The organism is Akkermansia sp. KLE1798 (genome assembly GCF_001580195.1).
In the GTDB taxonomy this organism is placed as follows: domain Bacteria; phylum Verrucomicrobiota; class Verrucomicrobiia; order Verrucomicrobiales; family Akkermansiaceae; genus Akkermansia; species Akkermansia biwaensis.
In genome coordinates this window covers 39,747-57,076 of sequence record NZ_KQ971082.1, presented here as the reverse complement: position 1 = coordinate 57,076, position 17,330 = coordinate 39,747, and the positions used below count along the sequence as shown (strand labels likewise).

General features: G+C 55.5%; 19 protein-coding genes. 15 read left to right on the top strand and 4 right to left on the bottom strand.

What is annotated here, in order from left to right:
• Nucleotides 1–75 precede the first annotated feature (75 nt).
• Entirely contained in the window at nucleotides 76–372 is a 297-nt protein-coding gene (locus HMPREF3039_RS06890) for a DUF1330 domain-containing protein (RefSeq protein ID WP_067570182.1), read from the top strand.
• Nucleotides 373–522: 150 nt separating this feature from the next.
• On the opposite strand, the gene HMPREF3039_RS06885 is transcribed toward HMPREF3039_RS06890, so the two are convergent.
• A complete protein-coding gene (locus HMPREF3039_RS06885; RefSeq protein ID WP_067570180.1) occupies nucleotides 523–1,428 on the bottom strand; it encodes a hypothetical protein in 906 nt (301 codons plus the stop codon).
• Between the two features lie 348 nt (nucleotides 1,429–1,776).
• Here HMPREF3039_RS06885 and HMPREF3039_RS06880 point away from each other — a divergent pair, with 348 nt between their 5' ends.
• The 12 genes from HMPREF3039_RS06880 to HMPREF3039_RS06820 all read left to right on the top strand — a co-directional run bounded on the left by HMPREF3039_RS06880 (nucleotide 1,777) and on the right by HMPREF3039_RS06820 (nucleotide 11,805).
• Nucleotides 1,777–2,643 (top strand): TIGR01777 family oxidoreductase, encoded by an 867-nt coding sequence (locus tag HMPREF3039_RS06880; RefSeq protein ID WP_067570178.1) that lies wholly within the window; start codon nucleotides 1,777–1,779, stop codon nucleotides 2,641–2,643.
• Entirely contained in the window at nucleotides 2,640–3,167 is a 528-nt protein-coding gene (locus tag HMPREF3039_RS06875; protein ID WP_067570176.1) for a lipocalin family protein, read from the top strand. The genes HMPREF3039_RS06880 and HMPREF3039_RS06875 overlap by 4 nt, the downstream gene beginning before the upstream one ends.
• A 582-nt stretch (nucleotides 3,168–3,749) precedes the next feature.
• Nucleotides 3,750–4,730 (top strand): ketol-acid reductoisomerase, encoded by a 981-nt coding sequence (gene ilvC / locus HMPREF3039_RS06865; RefSeq protein WP_067570172.1) that lies wholly within the window; start codon nucleotides 3,750–3,752, stop codon nucleotides 4,728–4,730.
• A gap of 99 nt (nucleotides 4,731–4,829) precedes the next feature.
• On the top strand, nucleotides 4,830–5,627 hold the full coding sequence (locus tag HMPREF3039_RS06860) for an ABC transporter ATP-binding protein (RefSeq protein WP_067570170.1): 798 nt from the start codon (nucleotides 4,830–4,832) through the stop codon (nucleotides 5,625–5,627).
• A gap of 7 nt (nucleotides 5,628–5,634) precedes the next feature.
• Nucleotides 5,635–6,330, top strand: a complete 696-nt coding sequence (locus HMPREF3039_RS06855; RefSeq protein ID WP_067952023.1) for a FadR/GntR family transcriptional regulator — start codon at nucleotides 5,635–5,637, stop codon at nucleotides 6,328–6,330.
• 50 nt (nucleotides 6,331–6,380) lie between these two features.
• On the top strand, nucleotides 6,381–7,040 hold the full coding sequence (locus HMPREF3039_RS06850; RefSeq protein ID WP_067570168.1) for a hypothetical protein: 660 nt from the start codon (nucleotides 6,381–6,383) through the stop codon (nucleotides 7,038–7,040).
• A 169-nt stretch (nucleotides 7,041–7,209) separates the two neighbouring features.
• Nucleotides 7,210–7,872 carry a hypothetical protein gene (locus HMPREF3039_RS06845; protein ID WP_067570166.1) on the top strand — a complete coding sequence of 221 codons (663 nt, stop codon included), beginning with the start codon at nucleotides 7,210–7,212 and terminating at the stop codon, nucleotides 7,870–7,872.
• Nucleotides 7,873–7,927: 55 nt separating this feature from the next.
• Complete coding sequence (locus HMPREF3039_RS06840; protein ID WP_067982252.1) at nucleotides 7,928–8,602, top strand: hypothetical protein; 675 nt, start codon at nucleotides 7,928–7,930, stop codon at nucleotides 8,600–8,602.
• 46 nt (nucleotides 8,603–8,648) lie between these two features.
• On the top strand, nucleotides 8,649–10,052 hold the full coding sequence (locus tag HMPREF3039_RS06835; protein WP_067570162.1) for a sulfatase family protein: 1,404 nt from the start codon (nucleotides 8,649–8,651) through the stop codon (nucleotides 10,050–10,052).
• Between the two features lie 235 nt (nucleotides 10,053–10,287).
• Nucleotides 10,288–10,770 (top strand): hypothetical protein, encoded by a 483-nt coding sequence (locus HMPREF3039_RS06830; RefSeq protein WP_067570160.1) that lies wholly within the window; start codon nucleotides 10,288–10,290, stop codon nucleotides 10,768–10,770.
• Nucleotides 10,771–10,823: 53 nt separating this feature from the next.
• Nucleotides 10,824–11,474: a hypothetical protein gene (locus tag HMPREF3039_RS06825; RefSeq protein WP_067570158.1), complete on the top strand. Its 651-nt coding sequence runs from the start codon at nucleotides 10,824–10,826 to the stop codon at nucleotides 11,472–11,474.
• 91 nt (nucleotides 11,475–11,565) lie between these two features.
• Nucleotides 11,566–11,805 (top strand): hypothetical protein, encoded by a 240-nt coding sequence (locus HMPREF3039_RS06820; protein ID WP_067570156.1) that lies wholly within the window; start codon nucleotides 11,566–11,568, stop codon nucleotides 11,803–11,805.
• Between the two features lie 878 nt (nucleotides 11,806–12,683).
• Here HMPREF3039_RS06820 and HMPREF3039_RS06815 read toward each other — a convergent pair.
• The 3 genes from HMPREF3039_RS06815 to HMPREF3039_RS06805 form a co-directional block, all read right to left on the bottom strand.
• Nucleotides 12,684–13,052 (bottom strand): FtsB family cell division protein, encoded by a 369-nt coding sequence (locus HMPREF3039_RS06815; protein WP_067982248.1) that lies wholly within the window; start codon nucleotides 13,050–13,052, stop codon nucleotides 12,684–12,686.
• Nucleotides 13,053–13,080: 28 nt separating this feature from the next.
• Complete coding sequence (gene eno, locus HMPREF3039_RS06810; protein WP_067570151.1) at nucleotides 13,081–14,376, bottom strand: phosphopyruvate hydratase; 1,296 nt, start codon at nucleotides 14,374–14,376, stop codon at nucleotides 13,081–13,083.
• 83 nt (nucleotides 14,377–14,459) lie between these two features.
• A complete protein-coding gene (locus HMPREF3039_RS06805) occupies nucleotides 14,460–15,113 on the bottom strand; it encodes a TFIIB-type zinc ribbon-containing protein (RefSeq protein WP_067570149.1) in 654 nt (217 codons plus the stop codon).
• 112 nt (nucleotides 15,114–15,225) lie between these two features.
• Between HMPREF3039_RS06805 and HMPREF3039_RS06800 the strand changes: the two genes are divergently transcribed.
• Both HMPREF3039_RS06800 and HMPREF3039_RS06795 read left to right on the top strand, forming a co-directional pair.
• A complete protein-coding gene (locus HMPREF3039_RS06800; RefSeq protein ID WP_067570316.1) occupies nucleotides 15,226–15,921 on the top strand; it encodes a DNA alkylation repair protein in 696 nt (231 codons plus the stop codon).
• 139 nt (nucleotides 15,922–16,060) lie between these two features.
• The gene (locus HMPREF3039_RS06795) at nucleotides 16,061–17,302 is read left to right on the top strand and encodes an LL-diaminopimelate aminotransferase (RefSeq protein WP_067570147.1); all 1,242 of its coding nucleotides are present in this window, start codon (nucleotides 16,061–16,063) and stop codon (nucleotides 17,300–17,302) included.
• Nucleotides 17,303–17,330: the final 28 nt, after the last annotated feature.

The window sequence follows — 17,330 nt, the reverse complement described above, 5'->3', positions numbered from 1 at the left end:
GGGAACGGTTCGCAGGGCCCGGACCCGTTTTTAACATGGATTTACGGTTAAAACGGAGTACAGTATGGAACATTCATGAGTGCTTATTTTATAGTCATGATTTCCATGGACGAAGCGGTGGACCGTGCGCCGTACGACTCCTACATCGCCCTGGTGAAGCCGATTGTCGAACGTTTCGGCGGAGAATATCTGGTACGTACGGAGGTGATTGATTCGCTTTCGCCCGGAGACAGGCCGGACCGGATGATCATCATCCGTTTTCCCGACCGGGAGAGGCTGGATGCATGCTTTGCCAGCGAAGAATACCGCCGGATCATGGCGCTGCGCGCGGAAACGGTGAGAACAAAGGCGTTTATTGCCGAAGGCCTTTGAAGGGCTTCCTCAGACTCATTGCCTGAGGTGCGGTTGCCGGGAGGGGGAGGAATCTGCCGGTTCATCCATGTTTTCCTGATCCGGGGAAAGAACAGATATCCGCAGGGATGCCCGTTCAACAGGACCGGGACTTTTTTCCAGTGGAGGCAGTCAGGTATGTGCCGGGGATGCGGGGGCTTTTTCCAATGCGTCGTATAGGAATTCCGTGTTTTTTGTTTTTCCGACGGTTCTATGGAGCAGGGCGGGAATTTCTTTTTCTTCGTATCCTGCATTCCGTATGTATCGCTTTACCGCGGCAGGCTGTTCCGGACAGCATTGGAGCAAAAGGGTCAGCCATATTCTTTCCAGCGAGTTTTGAAGAGTCTGCTGCACCTTGTTGTTTCTTATTTCGTGAATAATAATTTTGTTTTCAAAATTGATTCTTTTGTCCACCAGCGTATTGAAGAGGGAAGATTCTTCTTTCTCTGCGTATTCTTCTTTCAGGACAGCTTCCTTTTGATCGTATTCCATGACCATCCGCCTGTGTTTTTCCTTTAAATCCTTATTATAGTCCTTGCGAAACGCCAGGACGATGGCGGAGGAATATTGGGCCAGCAGGGCAGCCGCGCTTTCCTTGTCAATAGGGTGCCTGGCGGAAACCGATTCCAGGCTGCGGGAGAGTTTTTCCATGTCATATTGGATGTTGAGCTTTACCTCATAGTCCATCCCTTCATCAAAAGTGTTCTCCGTATGTTCATCATAGTCCAGGTGGAAGGTTGGAGCAGAGGCCACATGGTAAAACACCCAGAAAAGCCGTTTCAGTTCAGATAACCGCAAATCCTCCCCTTTCAGCGTGTCAATATTGTCCAGCATGGTATCCGCCTTGGAGTAAAATTGTTCCAGTTTCGATTGCTGAAGGAGTTTCCCCAGGGCAATACATTCCTCGTCCTCCGTCTGCAGGAGGGCTATGGTCCCGGGGCTTGGGAGGTTTCCGCCTGCCGTGTCGGCTTGAGCCCCTTCAATTCCCGCATGGAAAAGCATCCAGACAAGGAGCATGGAAAAGAGTCCGGATGTCATGCTTGTGATATTTGCGTTGGAGAAAAATGTTTTCATGATTTTTCCTGCATTTTGCCGCCTTTTCAGATGGCGGAAGAGCGAATGATGGCGTTCCGTTTAATGAACGGGGCTGTTCCGGACCTGCACGCAGCATGGTAATCAATGTTCTGGGCCGCATGAAGTTTTTTATTAAGGGAAATGCGGGCATCCTTCATGCCGCAGCGTCATTAGTTGCGTTCTCTGCTGAACGGAGGACGGGAAGGGATATGTCTCATCAGCCAGCGGACGCCCGTTTCCGGCAGCGTTTCCGCCGGCGGAGTAACCGGAGGGGAAATGTGCGGGGATGGTGTCCTTATCCGGTAAAAAGTCATGAAAGTCGCCATCACGGGGTCCAGCGGATTCATCGGCAGCCATTTGTCCGAGCGCCTGGAGGTGCTGGGACATGAGGCGGTGCCGTTGTGGCGCTATTTGTTCACGCAGGACAGCCCGGATTGTCTGGTGCAGTCGCTGGCGGGATGTTCCGCCGTGGTCAATCTGGCGGGCGCTCCCCTGGACCGCCGCTGGACGGATGCCTACAAGCTGGAGCTGATGGACAGCCGGATCATGACCACGCGCAAGCTGGTGGAGGCAGTGAATCTTCTGCACGAACCTCCGGCAGTGATGATTTCCACGTCCGCCGTGGGGTATTATAGTCCGGACGGCTGCCACGGCGAGCACGACGATCCGGCGGAGGGCTCTTTTCTGGCGGAGTTGTGCGAGGCCTGGGAAGCGGAGGCGGAGCGCGTGAACGATCACGTGCGCCTGGTCCGCACGCGGTTTGGCGTGGTGCTTTCCCCGGACGGCGGCGCGCTTCCCAAGATGATCATGCCGACCCGCTTCGGGGTGACGGTTTCCGTAGGGAAGCCGGATCACGCCTTTTCCTGGGTGGCCCTGGACGATCTGGTGAACGCGCTGGCGTTTATCCTGGAGCATGGGGATGTTTCCGGCCCGGTCAATGTGACGGCCCCCGAACGCACCACCAATGAGGAGTTTTACAAGGCCGTGGCGGAACATTTCCATACCAGGGCGTCCGTCCGGATTCCGGATGCCGCCGTACGGCTGGTGATGGGGGAGGCGTCCCAGGTGGTTACCAGCGGCCAGTGCGCCGAGCCGGAGACCCTCCTGCGCGAAGGTTTTGAATTTCAATATCCCGATATCAGTACATTTTTCCATCAAGCATTTCCCGTCAAGTCATGAGTGTGTTGCAGACCATCGTTACGTCCCTGTTCCACGGACATTCCGTGAAAACCCCCGCCATGCCGGATTTCAATCTGGAACGTTATCTGGGAGAATGGCATGAAATCGCCCGTCTGGAGAATTGGTTTGAGAGCGGCTTGCGCAAGGTGTACGCCCGTTACGACCATGGAGAAGACGGTACCGTTTCCGTGACTAACGGCGGTTATGACGCCCGGACCGGAGAACGGCGCGAGGTGCATGCCCGCGCCAGGGTGGCGGATGCCCCGAACCATTTGAAGGTGTACTTCGTGCCGGTCGTGTACGGACGGTATGAGGTGGCTTTTGTGGATGAGGATTACACCCGCGCCGTGGTGTCCGGCGGTTCCCTGAATTATTTGTGGCTGCTGGCCCGGAATCCCGATGTGGAAGAGGACCATTTGGAAGAGATGCTGCGTTGTGCGCGGGACCTGGGGTATGATACGTCCCGGTTGATTTATTCCCATGCCTTTTGTCCGGCGGAGGCCGGAGTGGGCCAGTGCCGTTAACGAGGCTTCCGGGACTGGGGCGGTTTTCTTTGACAGGCGTTTTCCCGTCTTTCCGGGTGGTTCGGAAACAGCGGCATGTTCCCTTTGCTTCGCTTTGGCGTGCGATCCTGCGCATGAAAGCCGGGAATTTTAATTGCCGGAGGATGGTGCCGCGGGTTTGCGGCAAGGCAATATTTCCGCCGTATTCCTTCATAACCGGGATGCGCTGGGTACTGGAAGCTTTTGTCCCTGAAAGCGGAGTTTCCGGAAGGGAAACGCTTTACTGGCGTCAGGGGGAGAAGAGTTCCTTTCTTCGCCTTTCGTGAGGTTTTGCCGGCCGGGGAACGCCGGACGCACGGGTTGAACGTGCCCGGGAAAGAGGCGTTTTTCAGGTTCAAGGGCATTTCCTTGTTTGATTTTTTGCCTGTAACGCCCGTGACCGGAGGGCGGAGTTGCAGGCCGACGGCGCCTTGACGGGGAAGAGTCTGTAACATAAAAACGAAAAAATGCGCCGAATGCGCTTGCAATCGGAGCGGAGAAGCTTATGTTGTCATTCATCCAAACATTGGATGTTTGGATGAATGACCTAAAGAAGGAGTAACAATGGATATTATTCATGACAACGCCGCTGATCTCGGCGCATTGAACGGCAAGACCGTTGCCGTTATCGGATATGGCGCGCAGGGCCGCGCCCAGGCACTTTGCATGCGTGACTCCGGTGTGAACGTGATTATCGGCGTTCGCCCCGGCAAGTCTTTTGACGCCGCCACCCAGGAAGGCTTCCAGGTGATGAGCGTGGCTGAAGCCGCCGAAAAGGCGGACATCATCCACATTCTTCTTCCGGATGAAAGCCACGGTTCCGTGTACGAAGCTGAAATCAAGCCCCACCTGAAGGCCGGCAAGACGCTTTGCTGCTCCCACGGCTTCGCCTACGTGTTCAACACCATCGTTCCCCCCGCGGACGTGGACGTGATCATGGTGGCCCCCAAGGGACCGGGCACGGAAGTGCGCCGCGTGTTTGAAGAAGGCTTCGGCTGCCCCGGCCTCATAGCCGTGCACCAGAATCCCTCCGGCAAGGCCCGCGACGTGGCCCTTGCGATGGCGAAGGCGGAAGGCCTGACCCGCGGCGGCGTGCTGGAATGCACGATGGCCCAGGAAACGTATGAAGACCTGTTCGGCGAGCAGAACGTTCTTTGCGGCGGTCTGGTGGACCTGATGAAGTACGGCTTTGAGACGCTGACGGAAGCCGGTTATCCCCCGGAAATGGCCTATTTTGAATGCGTGCATGAAGCCAAGCTGATCGTGGACCTGATCTACAACGGCGGCATCCAGAAGATGAATTCCGTGATTTCCAACACCGCCGAGTTCGGCGAGTACTACAACGGCCCGCAGATTCTGCCCGCCGACGTGAAGGAACGCATGAAGGAATCCCTGAAGCGCATCGAATCCGGCAAGTTCGCCAAGGACTGGCTGGAAGAAGCCGCGAAGGGCGCTCCCAACCTCAAGGCGAAGCGCGAAGCCCTGGGCCAGCACCCGGTGGAAATCGTGGGCGCCAAGATCCGCAGCCTGTTTGAAAGGAACTGAGGCTTCCTTTGATTTTTTCCACGGGCCGCTCCTCCGCACGGGACGGAGCGGCCCGGACAATCATCGGGCTTCCCCGCGGAAGCCCTTCTTTTTCTGGATATGGACAATTTTCTGCCGGCCGTCAATGTGGAGAACGCCAGGGTGTACCTGGGCGGCCAGGAAATCCTGCACAATATTTCCTGGCAGGTGCGGCGCGGGGAGCGCTGTTTTATTCTGGGCGCGAACGGCGCCGGAAAGACTACGCTGGTGAAGCTGCTGATGGGGTTTGCGTGGCCCCTCTTCGGCGCGAAGGTGCAGGTACTGGGCAAGACGTTCGGACACGTGAACCTGCTGGAGCTGCGCAAATCCATTGCGTGGGTGAGCCCGTTCATGCACAAGTGGCTGGAAGACGGGGCCTGGAACGGCCGCGACATGGTGCTTTCCGGGCCGGACGGAACGATCGGCCTCCTGCGCGAACCGACGCCGGAAGAGGAGGAGAAGGCCGCCGGAATCATGAAGTCCCTGAAGGCGGAGCATTTGATGGACAGGCCCGTGGTGGCCATGTCTTCCGGAGAACAGGTGAAAGTGCTCATCGCCCGTGCGCTGATGACGAATCCGGAGTTGATGATTCTGGACGAGCCGAGCGTTTACCTGGACCTGGCCGGACGCGAGTTTTTATTGAAAACCATTGAAGAATTGGCGGCCACGCGGCCGGACCTGACCATGATTTTCATCACCCAGCGCATTGAAGACATTCTGCCGGTGTTTGATTGCGGGATGATTCTGAAGTCCGGCGAGATCGTGGCGCGCGGCAGCAGGGACGAGGTGCTGACGGAGGAGAATTTAAAGAACGCCTTTGACCTGGATATTCAATTGATCAGGACGGACAAGGGGCGTCTCTGGACGGTGATTCGCTGAGATTCCCATGAAAAAAGGAAAACAGATGGATTTGAAGAAACCCGTGAGGCTGTCCCTTTCCCGGCAGGTTCTCAATGCCATGGAGTCCATGATACGGTCCGGCCAATGGCAGGTGGGCGACCGCATTCCGGCGGAGCCGGAGCTGGCCCGCGCCTTTTCCGTGAGCCACAACACCATCCGGGAAGCCCTGCAATCCCTGATCCACATGGGAATGCTGGAAGCCCGGCCCGGGGACGGCACCTACGTGATGGCCTCCGACCGTTTTGCCGTGGCGGTCAGCAACCGGCTCCGAGAGTCGGAGCTTCCCCAGATTCTGGAAGCGCGTCTGGCGCTGGAAAAGGAGATTGCGCGCCTGGCTGCCGTGAAGAGGACGGAAGAGGACCTGGAGATTCTGGAGGCCGCATTGAAGGACTGTCATGCCAGGGTCAGGCCGGGCATTGAAGACGACATGCTGTTCCATGCCGCCGTGGCCCGGGCCACGCACAACCCGGTGCTTGCGGAATTGTACAATGTGATCATCCGCAACGTGCAGGAGAATCTGGAAAACCTGCTTGAGGAGAAGCAGTACGATCCCGGAGCGATGAAGCTCCATGACGACCTCCTGGACGCCATCCGCGGCCGGAAAGCGGACGCCGCGGAGAACATTATTGTGAAAATCGTGGAGTTTGATACGGTCAGCATCGGCGGAGAGCCGCCGGAATAGGCCGTTCCGTTTCAGGCCGTTTTTCGATCAAGTGTGCCGCGTTCCTGCCGATGAATGGTTCCATCAATGAGTATTACTGTCCCTGGTGCGGCTCCGTGCTGCCGGGGGAGGACGTCAATTTGCAAACCGGGCTTGCCCTGTGCCGCTCCTGCGGTTATACGGGAAAGGCGGATGATGTGAAGAGGGCCTGTTTCTGTGTGGAAAAGCCGTCGTGCATCACGCTGGACAAGTGCAGCATGAACGGGAGAAGGCTGGTTTACCGCCGCTTCGGCTGGGAGGGGCTTGCCATGATGGTCTTTGCCGTCGTATGGGATTCGGCGTTGGTCTCTTTCCTGTCCGATATTTTTTCCTCCTCTCTCAGTCATATGCACGCAGCGGGACTGCTGCTGTTTCTGCTTCCGTTCGTGCTGGCCGGCATAGTTGTTCCCGTCATGGGTCTGCTGCTGTTGTTCGGCAGGATGGTGGTGGAGGTGGGCCGTGGGCAGGGTACCGTATTCCGGGGCATAGGCCCGGTGGGGTGGAGCTGGCGTTTTTTCTTTTCCGGGAAGGAGACGGCGCGGGTTGTGGAAGTAAAGTCATCCAAGGGAACCGTTCTCCAGCTTGTTGCCGTTCCGCAGCCGGGCGGGAAGGATTTCCGTTTCGGCTGGGGGAACCAGGATGTGCAAGTGGCCGAATACATTTGTGCGTGGCTGAACCGGAAATCCGTTTAGGAATGCCGTCATGACGGATTGGCGGTGCCGGTTGTTTCCGGTCGCGCGCTGTTGATGTGAAGCATCCGCAAAGGGGGGGAAGTGGTGCGGGATATGGAAATTGGATTGCCTGAGGGTTAAGGTGTATTTATACTTTCCAGAACCGGAAAATATGTTAGATTAACCGTCAATGACTGCCCCGGTTGAATTGAAGTGTCCGCAGTGCGGCGCCCCGCTGGCGATGGAAGATGTGAATGTGGCTGCGGATGTCATCCTGTGCCGCTCCTGCAATTGCACAGGCAAATTTTCCGATCTGGTCCGGGAGAAGAATGATGAGGAAATTCTGGAGACCCTTCCATGCCGCATGAAAGTGATGAAAACGCCGCGCGGCCTGGAGGTGACGTACAGGAAATCAAAGGCCATCGGATTTTTCTTTTTGTTTTTTGCCCTGTTCTGGAACGGCTTTTTGTGTATTTTCCTGTTCAGTTCTTCCGGGAATGAAAGAGCCGGAAGTTTGGTTGAGCAGTTGTTTTTCATTCCTTTTATCCTGGTGGGGATTGGGGTGCTGGCCGGCGCCGTTTATGCGTTGTTCGGCCGCATGACGCTGACGTTGAATCCCGGCCGTGGCGAACTGTTCCGCGGGGTGGGGGATATGGGCCGCCGCCAGAAGTTTCTTCTGGCCAGGGATGCCCGCATTACCATTGAAGACAGCAGCATGCGGCAGAATGACAGGGTGCTGCGCAAGATCGTGGTGGAGCAGCCGGGCGGCAAGCCGTTCCAGTTTGGCACGGGAATTGCGGAAGATGAGGCCCAGCAGTATGTGGCGGCCCTGCTGCGGCAGATGAGGGATTAGTCTGCGGGACTCCGGTGCAGGGCCTGATGATTCGGAATATCATGAAACGACTTTCATGGCTGCTCTTTTTCAAGTGAACTGTCCGAAGTGCGGAGCATCCCTGCTGCCGGAGAATGTGAATGTAGCCGGTGACGTGTTCCTGTGCCGCGCCTGTTCCCGCATGGGAAAATTTTCGGAACTGATGCAGACGGAGGAAGAAGAGGGGATTGCGGAAGTCGTGCCGAGCGGAGTTTCGGTTGCCAAGGACATGCACGGCGTCGTACTGCGCTTCGGGAAGATGAAGAAGGAGGGTTTTTTCCTGCTGCTGTTTTCCCTGGTCTGGAATACGATGATTTCCGCTTTCCTGTATGTCATGGCTTCCGGAAAGCCTTACACCTTGAACGGTGTGGAGAAGACCGGCCTGGATGAAGCTGCGTTGCTGTTCACCGTTCCTTTTGTGATGGTGGGAGCCGTGGTCCTGTTTGGAGCCGTGTTTCTTCTGTTCGGTACTGCAAAACTGGCGTTGAGGCCTGGCCGGGGAGAATTGTTCCGGGGAATTTGGGGCATGGGGAGGAGGCGGGGTTTTCGCCTGGCGAAAGGAGCCCGCATCTCCCTGGAAGATGGGCCCGGCGGGAAAGTGCTTGTTTCCGTGGAACAGCCGTCCGGCAGACCGTTCGTATTCGGCATGACAACCGTGGACAGGGAAGCGGGAAAGTACCTGGCCGCAGTCCTCAGGCAGTGGAGGGAATAAGATTCTTTTTGATTGATCCGCCCCTGGCGGTACGTATATTGGCGGAATGATGAGGAAATTATACACGGTACTGGTCTTGGCAGGGCTTTTTTGTTCCGTGGCTGCGGCGGAAACTCGTGAGACAGTCCGCCCGAACATGATCGTCATTCTGGCGGATGATTTGGGATACGGGGATTTGGGATGCACGGGCTCCAGGCAGATTCCGACCCCTTCCATAGACAGGCTGGCGAAGGAGGGCGTGTTCTGTTCCCGCGCCTATGTGACGGCCCCCATGTGCGCCCCCTCCCGCATGGGGCTGTTGACCGGACGGTTCCCGAAGCGCTACGGCATCACCACCAACCCCAATTCCAAAGTCGATTATTTGCCGGCTTCCCATTACGGGCTGCCCTTGACGGAGAAGCTGATTCCCGAATATTTGGAGCCTTTCGGCTACCGGAGCGCCGTATTCGGCAAATGGCATCTGGGCCATACCAAGGGATTTACCCCTCCGGAACGGGGATTTACCCGTTGGTGGGGATTCCTGGGCGGCTCCCGCGATTATTTCCCCCGGAAAAAGGAGATAGAGGGCTTGAATCCGTCCGCCATTGAGTCCAATTTCACGGATAAGACGGGCATTACCTACCTGACGGACGACATCACGGACAGGGCCGTGGAGTTTCTGAATGAAGCCAAGCAGGACAAGAAGCCGTTTTTCATGTTCGTCTCCTACAATGCGCCGCACTGGCCCATGCAGGCCAAGCCGGAGGACATAGCCCTGTTCAAGAATATCCAGAACCGGGAGCGCAGATTATATTGCGCCATGGTGTACGCCATGGACAAGGGCATAGGGCGCATTCTGGACACTCTGAAAAAAGACGGCCTGGACGGAAATACCATCGTGGTTTTCCTTTCTGACAACGGCGGAGCGCCGGAGGCCCCGTCCTGCAACGCCCCTTTCCGCGGCCACAAGAGGCTGCATTTTGAGGGCGGCGTGCGCGTGCCGTTCATCATCAAATATCCGGCGGACAAGAGGCTTGTGCCCGGAAGTGTGTGCAAGCAGCCCGTGTCCACGGTGGACCTGCTTCCGGCCCTGCTGAAAGCCAACGGGGCAGAGATTCCCAAAAAGCTGGACGGGATGGATATCCTGTCCCTGGTGGGGAACCGAACGGGCGAGGTGCCGCGCACGATGTTCTGGTGCACGGATTACACTTCCGCCGTGATGGACGGAGACCTGAAGTACCTGCTGGTGCCGGACCGCGCCCCGCAATGCTACCGCGTCAGCAGCGACTATCAGGAGCAGAAGGACCTTTATTTCCAGAATCCCGCGCTTGCGGAACCTCTGGCGCGGAAACTGGGTTCCTATCTGACGGAAACACCCGCCTGCCGCTATCCCGACACCATCCAGTGGTCCTCCAAGCTGCTGAAGGAATATTCCCAGGCGACCAGGCCGGAAGTGCAGCCGGGCAAGTAAGCCGAACTGTACCGGGTGCGCAAGTTTTTTCCTCCGGTTTTTTCTCCATGTTTTCCGACCCCATGGTTGCGGAAGGCATGGAGGCTTGCCCTAAAAGGTTGCGGAAAAATATGAAAGGGGAGGGATATGGCAGCGTTAAAGAATAAATATTCGCGGAAAGGATGCTGTTGATTGAAGCACGGATTTCCGTTTATTCGCAATTATGGATAAAAATACTCGATCACATCAATATTTCATGAATATCATGGAGGAGATGTATCCTGCGTTCCCACTGCCGAGCGATGAACAATTTAAAATATGTCTCCATTCCCTGGATGGTGAATCTTTTGCGCTCCCTGTCATTGAATTTTGTGAGTATGCACATGCCGGGAAAATGAACTGGATTGAATGTTCATGGGAGAACGATCTGCTGCCTCTGGAATATGATACCACGATTTTGCCATCTTATATTTTTTCAACATCGTTTCTCAGATATTATTTCCCGGCATGTTTAAATTTGACCGTCAACTATTTTCTGGGTGAGTATCATGGAGAGAAGATGGGTAATATCGACTCTTTTGTACAACATGCCCTTGATAGTATTAGGGAGCATTACGATGCATTAAACGCCAAGGAGAAGAAGTTGATATGGGAGATATCGGAACTGATAGAGAATAACGCATGGTATGATTATAAAAACGAATGTATTGAATTGAAAAAAATAATGATGGGAGATTGATGTTGCGGGGGAGAAAGAAACATAAGAGATCATGAACGGTTTTCCGGAAGGCAATGAGAATAGATAAGAAAAATATTGAAATAGAACGTTATGAAGGAGTGTGGTCTTTTTCACATATCTCTGATTATATCCTCTCAATAACTTCCAAAGGTAAATATTTTGTTGTTATATTGCAGGATATATCGGTAAGTGAAAATGTTACTCTTGTTCCATTAAAAATTTCTCCATTTTTCATGGAATTTTTTGTTCAAGGAAGTTTGGACAATATGCGTATCAGAATATTTCCGAAATCGAAATCGGGAAAGATAGGTGTGGAAATTAAGGACAAGGAACTTTTTTTCAAGAAGTCCGGACGGGAAAAATCCAAGGATGCAGTTGCTACTTCTTTTACTTGCCAGGGAGATGTTTTCCCCGACTGGATCACGGGACATTGGAAATGTTATGCCGGAGGACTTGGAATCCATGTCCGGAAGAAGGATGATCATAAATTGAGTTTAGGCATCGTGGATGAGGATGGGGAAGTAGTCAACATACATGAATGCGGATACATAGGGCATTCCGGAATGCTTTTAACATTGTCCGGTAAAAATTGGATCGACCCTCCTCAAAAATTTGAGATACTGTTTGATTCCTTTAAAGAAGAGATTGCATGCTATATATATGTAATGCCTCCCATTCGAGAAGTTGCCGCTCATGTGGAATGAAAGATAAAATATTTTTGTTTGATGTCCCAATACCGTCAGTGAGAAGAAAAACAGGATCACAGGCCGATTTCATCTAATACCCGTATAATTTATGAAAACTATTTGCTATCCGGATGGTACGCCTGTTCGTGCAGGGGATATCGTGTGGAACAATGAAGGTGTCAATGTCCGTAAAGTGCTTCAGATTGTCACGGAGGAAGAGGCGAAGCTGCTATTTGCGGAAGATGGTTTTGCAGATGATACAGGCTTCTTTTGGTCCCGCTATATTGGTGAAACGGACTTGGGTATTTTAGGATTTGAATCCTGTGATTTTTCCAGGAAGAGGGGGTAGGAACATTTTCTTCAGCGGAATTGCTGTGTGTCAGGTTTCTATTTCATCTTCCGGGAGAACAACTCGGCATAAAGATTTGGGACAATCCATGTTACCTGTACTATCCCGTTTTATATCCGGAGGAAAAGGATGATGGTAAATACCAATGGGTATGGTACCTGTTTTTTCAGCCCTATGTACCTCCTGTTGTTTCTTTTGACGAAGAACAATGTTACCGTTTTAACGAATGCGAGTGGAATTTTGAAAAAGTAGATAGAAGGAAGCAAGACAGGGTCCGGAGCCTATGAGCTGGCATCATAAACAGCCGCGCAACATCTATGGATAATAACGGAACTGTCTCTTCTCATTTTATGATTTAACGAGAGTGGCAGCAAAGCCGCAGAGCCAAAGCAGGAAGAAAAGCTCAAAAAGCAGTATGATGAATGTTGGAAACGGTTTTCTCATTTATAAAGCTGCAATCATTTTTTTGGGGACCTATCTACTTGATTAATCATATCATGAGAACTCCTTGTAACAACAAGGCAGTTCGAGGCAAAGGTGCGATTCCTGCCGGTTACCTTTCGATGCACCGGATTTATGTAAAAGGGAAAGGTCGTTTGCTGAATGGTTAATCAGGTATATAAGTCCCTTATTTTTTGCTGATTGGTGTAAACCGCGGTAAAACCGGCAATACGAAACAGTGGAAGAGTCTCTTGCAAGGGCTGGAGGCTTCCATGGAGAGTTGGCGGGAAGTGTTCGGCACGATTGCGGAGTTGCCGGAATGAGCCTGCCTGTTTATTCATTGAGCTCCCTTTTTCTGCCGGGGCCGTGTCTCCGGCCTGCCGACTTCTGTTTCCGTTTTTACCGGGAAAGGGAGGATTCCGCCAAAGGGGGCAGCCTTATTTAAGGCGCTTGGGTTCCGCAAAGCGGAGGATATGCTCGCCGGGTAGGGCCAGGTTGCCCTTGTCCCGCGCGATCATTTCAAAGTAGTGGGGGTCCTGAGAAATCCAGATGAATTCGTTTTTGGACTGTTCCATCTGTTCCCGCGCCTTTTCCAGGCGCGCCTGAAGGAAGGAGCGCTCATGCTCCAGAGAGCGCAGGTCCTTCCACGGCTTGAAGCAGACCAGGGAGAGCAGCATGGTCAGGCACAGGGCCAGCACAATGGCGAAGAGCCGCAGAGCCCTCTGAACGATGAGGGCACGTTTTTCCCGGCGGATTTCAAGTTCCGCCAAGGTAAAACGATGGTAATAGCGGCGTCTCCAGAGCATTTTACTAAGTCAAACAAGGCATTTTTGATCACAAGATATGAATTTTACCACCAAAAATTGCGTCATCCTCCAGTTCCTCTTCAATTCTGAGCAATTGATTGTATTTTGCCATGCGGTCGGAACGGCTGAGGGAGCCGGTCTTGATTTGTCCGGCGTTGGTCGCCACGGCGATGTCCGCAATGATGGAGTCTTCCGTTTCCCCGGAGCGGTGGGAAATGACGGCGGAGTATTTGTTGTCCTTGGCCAGCTCCACCGTGTCCAGCGTTTCCGTGAGGGAGCCGATCTGGTTGACCTTGACCAGGACGGCATTCGCCACATGGCGGGAGATGCCCAGGTTGAGGAATTCCACGTTGGTGACGAAGAGGTCGTCCCCGACGAGCTGGGTGTTGTCCCCCATCGCCTTGGTGAGCTGCTCCCAGCCCTGCCAGTCGTTTTCCGCACAGCCGTCTTCAATGGAGATGATGGGGTATTTTTTCTGAAGCTCCTGGTAGTAGGCCGTGAGTTCTTCCGCCGTCCTGCCGCGGCCGTCCGATTTTTTGAATACGTACAGGTTTTGGGAGGGGTCGTAGAATTCGGAGGAGGCCACGTCCAGGGCAATGAAGATGTCCGTGCCCAGCGTGTAGCCTGCGCGTTCCACGGCGCGGGCGATGCATTCCAGGGCGTCGTCCGCGGATTTCAGGGCCGGGGCGAAGCCGCCTTCATCCCCCACGGCCGTGGACAGGCCGCGGTCGTGCAGGACGTCCTTCAGCGCATGGAATACTTCCGCGCCGTAGCGCAGGGCTTCCCGGAAGGTGGGGGCGCCCTTGGGCATGATCATGAATTCCTGAAAGTCGATGGGGGAGTCCGAATGGGCGCCGCCGTTGATGATGTTCATCATGGGGACGGGAAGCACCTTGGCGTTCGGGCCGCCCAGGTATTTGAAGAGGGGCAGGTCCAGCTGGACGGCGGCGGCTTTGGCCACGGCCAGGGAGACGCCCAGAATAGCGTTGGCGCCCAGGCGGGATTTGTTGGGCGTGCCGTCCAGGTCGATCATGATTTTATCGATGGCGGGCTGGAGGGTGGCGTCGTGTCCCGCGACTTCCGGAGCAATGATTTTGTTGATGTTTTCCACGGCCTTGAGCACGCCCTTGCCTCCATAGCGCTTGGAGTCTCCGTCGCGCAGCTCCCAGGCTTCATGCTCTCCGGTGGAGGCGCCGCTGGGGACGGATGCGCGGCCGATGGCGCCGCCTGCCAGGGCCACGTCCACTTCCACGGTGGGGTTGCCCCGTGAGTCGATGATTTCACGGCCGCGTACGTCAATAATTTCAAGTTCGTTGGTTATCATGGAATTTTTTATTGTGCCAGTTGGACAATAAAAGGGGGCCCTCCGTTTCCGGAGAGCATGTCATGAGCCGGAAAAGTGCGGCTTCAGGCCCGGAAACGGCGCAGAACGAGGGCGATGTATTCCAGGACGTCCGGTTCTGAGATTCCGCCGCAGAAGTAAAAGGGCCTGCCGGAAGGCTGGGGAATGGAGATGCGGCGGTATTTGTCCCCATCCCCTCCCGGACGTTCCACGGCCACATCGGCCTGCATGGGCAGCAGGAAGGTCCATGTGGAGCCCAGCGGCCCGATGCCGCGGAAGAGGGCGCCGCGGCCCGGTTCCGCGCGGACCACGACTTTGCCCAGGAGCATGTCCACGCAGATGAAGATGATGAATGCCTCGCTCACGGCAAAGAAGGTGGTGAAGACGGGCAGGGCAAAGTCCGTTTTTGCCGGTCCCAGGGACAGTCGGAGAAGGAACAGGGTGATGAGGCCCCAGACGAGGGCGAAGCCCAGGGATAACAGGACCTTGAAGCGGGAATGCCTGTAGGTGAGCGTGATTTTGCCGTCTTCCTTCTGCACGGTCAGATGTCTGGGAGGCGCGGGCAGGGGGTCGGGAGACTCGTTTTCCCGGACCAGGGAGTTCCAGGGCACGGCGTGGCCGCAGCTTCCGCAGGTGACGGTATTCTGGGCGGCGTCCACGTCCGCGGCGGAAAAGGGCGCGCCGCATTGGGGGCAGTTGAATTGGCCGGGCTGTTTCATGAGGGGCAGGGGGGCAGGTAGCGTTCTGCTTCTACGCTACTATAACGGTCTGCCGGTTGCCATTTCTTTTTCTCCCTTGTCCTTCATTACCTCCTTTTATAGGATGGCGCGCATGATTGAGAGAAGACGCAGGCTCCGGGAGAAGGTGGAGGCTCTGGCGGAGCCGGAGTTCCAGAAATTTTCCGCTTCCCTGATTCCCGGCGTCACGCGCCTGCTGGGGGTGAGGCTCCCCGTTTTGCGCAATCTGGCGCGGGAAGAGGCGCGGGGGGATTGGAGGGAACTGCTGGAGCACCCGGCGCAGGAACCTTATGCGGAAGAGGTGATGCTGGACGGCATGCTGACCGGACTGGCGCGGATGGAGCCGGAGGAGCGCCTGGAGTGGGTGCGGCGTTTTGTCCCCCGCATGGATAACTGGGCCGTGTGCGATACGTTCTGCGCCGGGTTGAAGTTCAGCAAAAGGCATCCGGAAATGGTCTGGGATTTCATTCAGCCGTATTTGAAGCATCCTGATGCGTGGCACGTGCGCTTTGCCGTGGTGGTGATGCTGGACCATTTCATCACGGAGGATTACGTGGAGCGCGTGCTGGAGCTGCTGGACGGCGTGCGGCATGGGGATTATTACGTGTCCATGGCCGTGGCCTGGGCCGTTTCCGTCTGCTACGTAAAGTTCCCGGCGCTGACGCTGGAATATTTGCGGCGTTCCTCCCTGCCTGATTTCCCTTACAACAAGGCTCTTCAAAAGATTATCGAGTCCCTGAGGGTAAGCCCGGAAGACAAGGAGCTGATGAGGAGCATGAAACGGCGCTGAATTTTCCGGAACGCCTCTTTCCGGAGGATGCATTGCGGGCGCGGGAAGATTTTTCCCCCGAAGGGGCGGGGATGCCGGACCCCGGTCTTGATTCCTTCCTGTGTACGGTATGGAATGGGTTCCACTTACTACTACAACCATGGCTATTATCAACAACCATTTCCTCAAGCTGCAGGCGGGATATTTGTTCCCGGAGATCAATCGCCGCGTGAACGCGTTCATCCAGGCCCATCCTGAAGCGGCCCCCCGGCTGATCCGCTGCGGCATAGGCGACGTGACGGAACCGCTGCCCCAGGCCGCCATTGAGGCCATGCACCAGGCGGTTGACGATCTTGCCACGCATGAACGCTTTCACGGCTACGGTCCGGAGCAGGGTTATTTCTGGCTGAGGGAGGCGATTGCGAAGAAAGCCTACCAGGTCCACGGAATTCATGTGGAGGTGGACGAGATTTTCGTGTCCGACGGTGCGAAGTGCGACACGGGGAACATTCTGGATATTTTCGGCAGAGGGAACAGGATCGCCGTGCCGGACCCGGTTTATCCCGTTTACGTGGATACAAACGTGATGGCCGGCAATACGGGGGAAGCCCGTGAGGACGGCTCCTACGAAGGGCTGGTGTATCTGCCCTGCACGCCGGAGAATAATTTTGTGCCCGATCTGCCGCAGGAACATGTGGATTTGATTTACCTGTGCTTTCCGAACAATCCGACCGGGGCGGTAGCCTCCCGCATGGAGCTGCTGAAGTGGGTGGAGTACGCCCGCGCCAATCATGCGATTATCCTGTATGATTCCGCTTATGAGGCATTCATCCAGGACCCGGACGTTCCCAGGTCCATTTTCGAGATTCCGGGCGCGCGCGACTGCGCCATTGAGTTCCGTTCCTTCTCCAAGCAGGGCGGCTTTACGGGCGTGCGCTGCGGCTACGTGGTGATTCCGAAGGAGCTGAACGGCCATGACGCCGGCGGGAACAGGGTCCCCATCTCCCAGTTGTGGAGCCGCCGCACCAGCACGAAGTTCAACGGCGCCTCCTACATCGTTCAGCGCGGTGCGGCAGCGCTGTTCACGCTGGAAGGGATGGCGCAGACCGACGTTCTGATCAGTCATTACCTGGGGAATGCCTCTCTTCTGCTGAATGCGTGCCGCCAGGCGGGCATGCGCGTGTGGGGCGGGGAAAACGCGCCCTATGTGTGGGCGGCCTGTCCGGACGGCCTGGACAGCTGGGGATTGTTTGACAAGATGCTGACCGAGGCGAATATCGTCATCACGCCGGGTTCCGGCTTCGGCTCCAAGGGGGAAGGCTTCTTCCGCATTTCCGCGTTCAACTCACGGGAGAACGTGGAGGAGGTATGCCGCCGCATTCACGCCCTGTTTGCCAGATAAACGGGGTTTTCAGCCTTGAGGACGAAAA

What these genes read in the sequence shown, in the direction of transcription:
- HMPREF3039_RS06890 (WP_067570182.1), top strand. Translation starts at nt 76, where the DNA reads ATGAGTGCTTATTTTATAGTCATGATTTCCATGGACGAAGCGGTGGAC.
- HMPREF3039_RS06885 (WP_067570180.1), bottom strand. Translation starts at nt 1,428, where the DNA reads ATGACATCCGGACTCTTTTCCATGCTCCTTGTCTGGATGCTTTTCCAT.
- HMPREF3039_RS06880 (WP_067570178.1), top strand. Translation starts at nt 1,777, where the DNA reads ATGAAAGTCGCCATCACGGGGTCCAGCGGATTCATCGGCAGCCATTTG.
- HMPREF3039_RS06875 (WP_067570176.1), top strand. Translation starts at nt 2,640, where the DNA reads ATGAGTGTGTTGCAGACCATCGTTACGTCCCTGTTCCACGGACATTCC.
- ilvC (WP_067570172.1), top strand. Translation starts at nt 3,750, where the DNA reads ATGGATATTATTCATGACAACGCCGCTGATCTCGGCGCATTGAACGGC.
- HMPREF3039_RS06860 (WP_067570170.1), top strand. Translation starts at nt 4,830, where the DNA reads ATGGACAATTTTCTGCCGGCCGTCAATGTGGAGAACGCCAGGGTGTAC.
- HMPREF3039_RS06855 (WP_067952023.1), top strand. Translation starts at nt 5,635, where the DNA reads ATGAAAAAAGGAAAACAGATGGATTTGAAGAAACCCGTGAGGCTGTCC.
- HMPREF3039_RS06850 (WP_067570168.1), top strand. Translation starts at nt 6,381, where the DNA reads ATGAATGGTTCCATCAATGAGTATTACTGTCCCTGGTGCGGCTCCGTG.
- HMPREF3039_RS06845 (WP_067570166.1), top strand. Translation starts at nt 7,210, where the DNA reads ATGACTGCCCCGGTTGAATTGAAGTGTCCGCAGTGCGGCGCCCCGCTG.
- HMPREF3039_RS06840 (WP_067982252.1), top strand. Translation starts at nt 7,928, where the DNA reads ATGGCTGCTCTTTTTCAAGTGAACTGTCCGAAGTGCGGAGCATCCCTG.
- HMPREF3039_RS06835 (WP_067570162.1), top strand. Translation starts at nt 8,649, where the DNA reads ATGATGAGGAAATTATACACGGTACTGGTCTTGGCAGGGCTTTTTTGT.
- HMPREF3039_RS06830 (WP_067570160.1), top strand. Translation starts at nt 10,288, where the DNA reads ATGAATATCATGGAGGAGATGTATCCTGCGTTCCCACTGCCGAGCGAT.
- HMPREF3039_RS06825 (WP_067570158.1), top strand. Translation starts at nt 10,824, where the DNA reads ATGAGAATAGATAAGAAAAATATTGAAATAGAACGTTATGAAGGAGTG.
- HMPREF3039_RS06820 (WP_067570156.1), top strand. Translation starts at nt 11,566, where the DNA reads ATGAAAACTATTTGCTATCCGGATGGTACGCCTGTTCGTGCAGGGGAT.
- HMPREF3039_RS06815 (WP_067982248.1), bottom strand. Translation starts at nt 13,052, where the DNA reads ATGCTCTGGAGACGCCGCTATTACCATCGTTTTACCTTGGCGGAACTT.
- eno (WP_067570151.1), bottom strand. Translation starts at nt 14,376, where the DNA reads ATGATAACCAACGAACTTGAAATTATTGACGTACGCGGCCGTGAAATC.
- HMPREF3039_RS06805 (WP_067570149.1), bottom strand. Translation starts at nt 15,113, where the DNA reads ATGAAACAGCCCGGCCAATTCAACTGCCCCCAATGCGGCGCGCCCTTT.
- HMPREF3039_RS06800 (WP_067570316.1), top strand. Translation starts at nt 15,226, where the DNA reads ATGATTGAGAGAAGACGCAGGCTCCGGGAGAAGGTGGAGGCTCTGGCG.
- HMPREF3039_RS06795 (WP_067570147.1), top strand. Translation starts at nt 16,061, where the DNA reads ATGGCTATTATCAACAACCATTTCCTCAAGCTGCAGGCGGGATATTTG.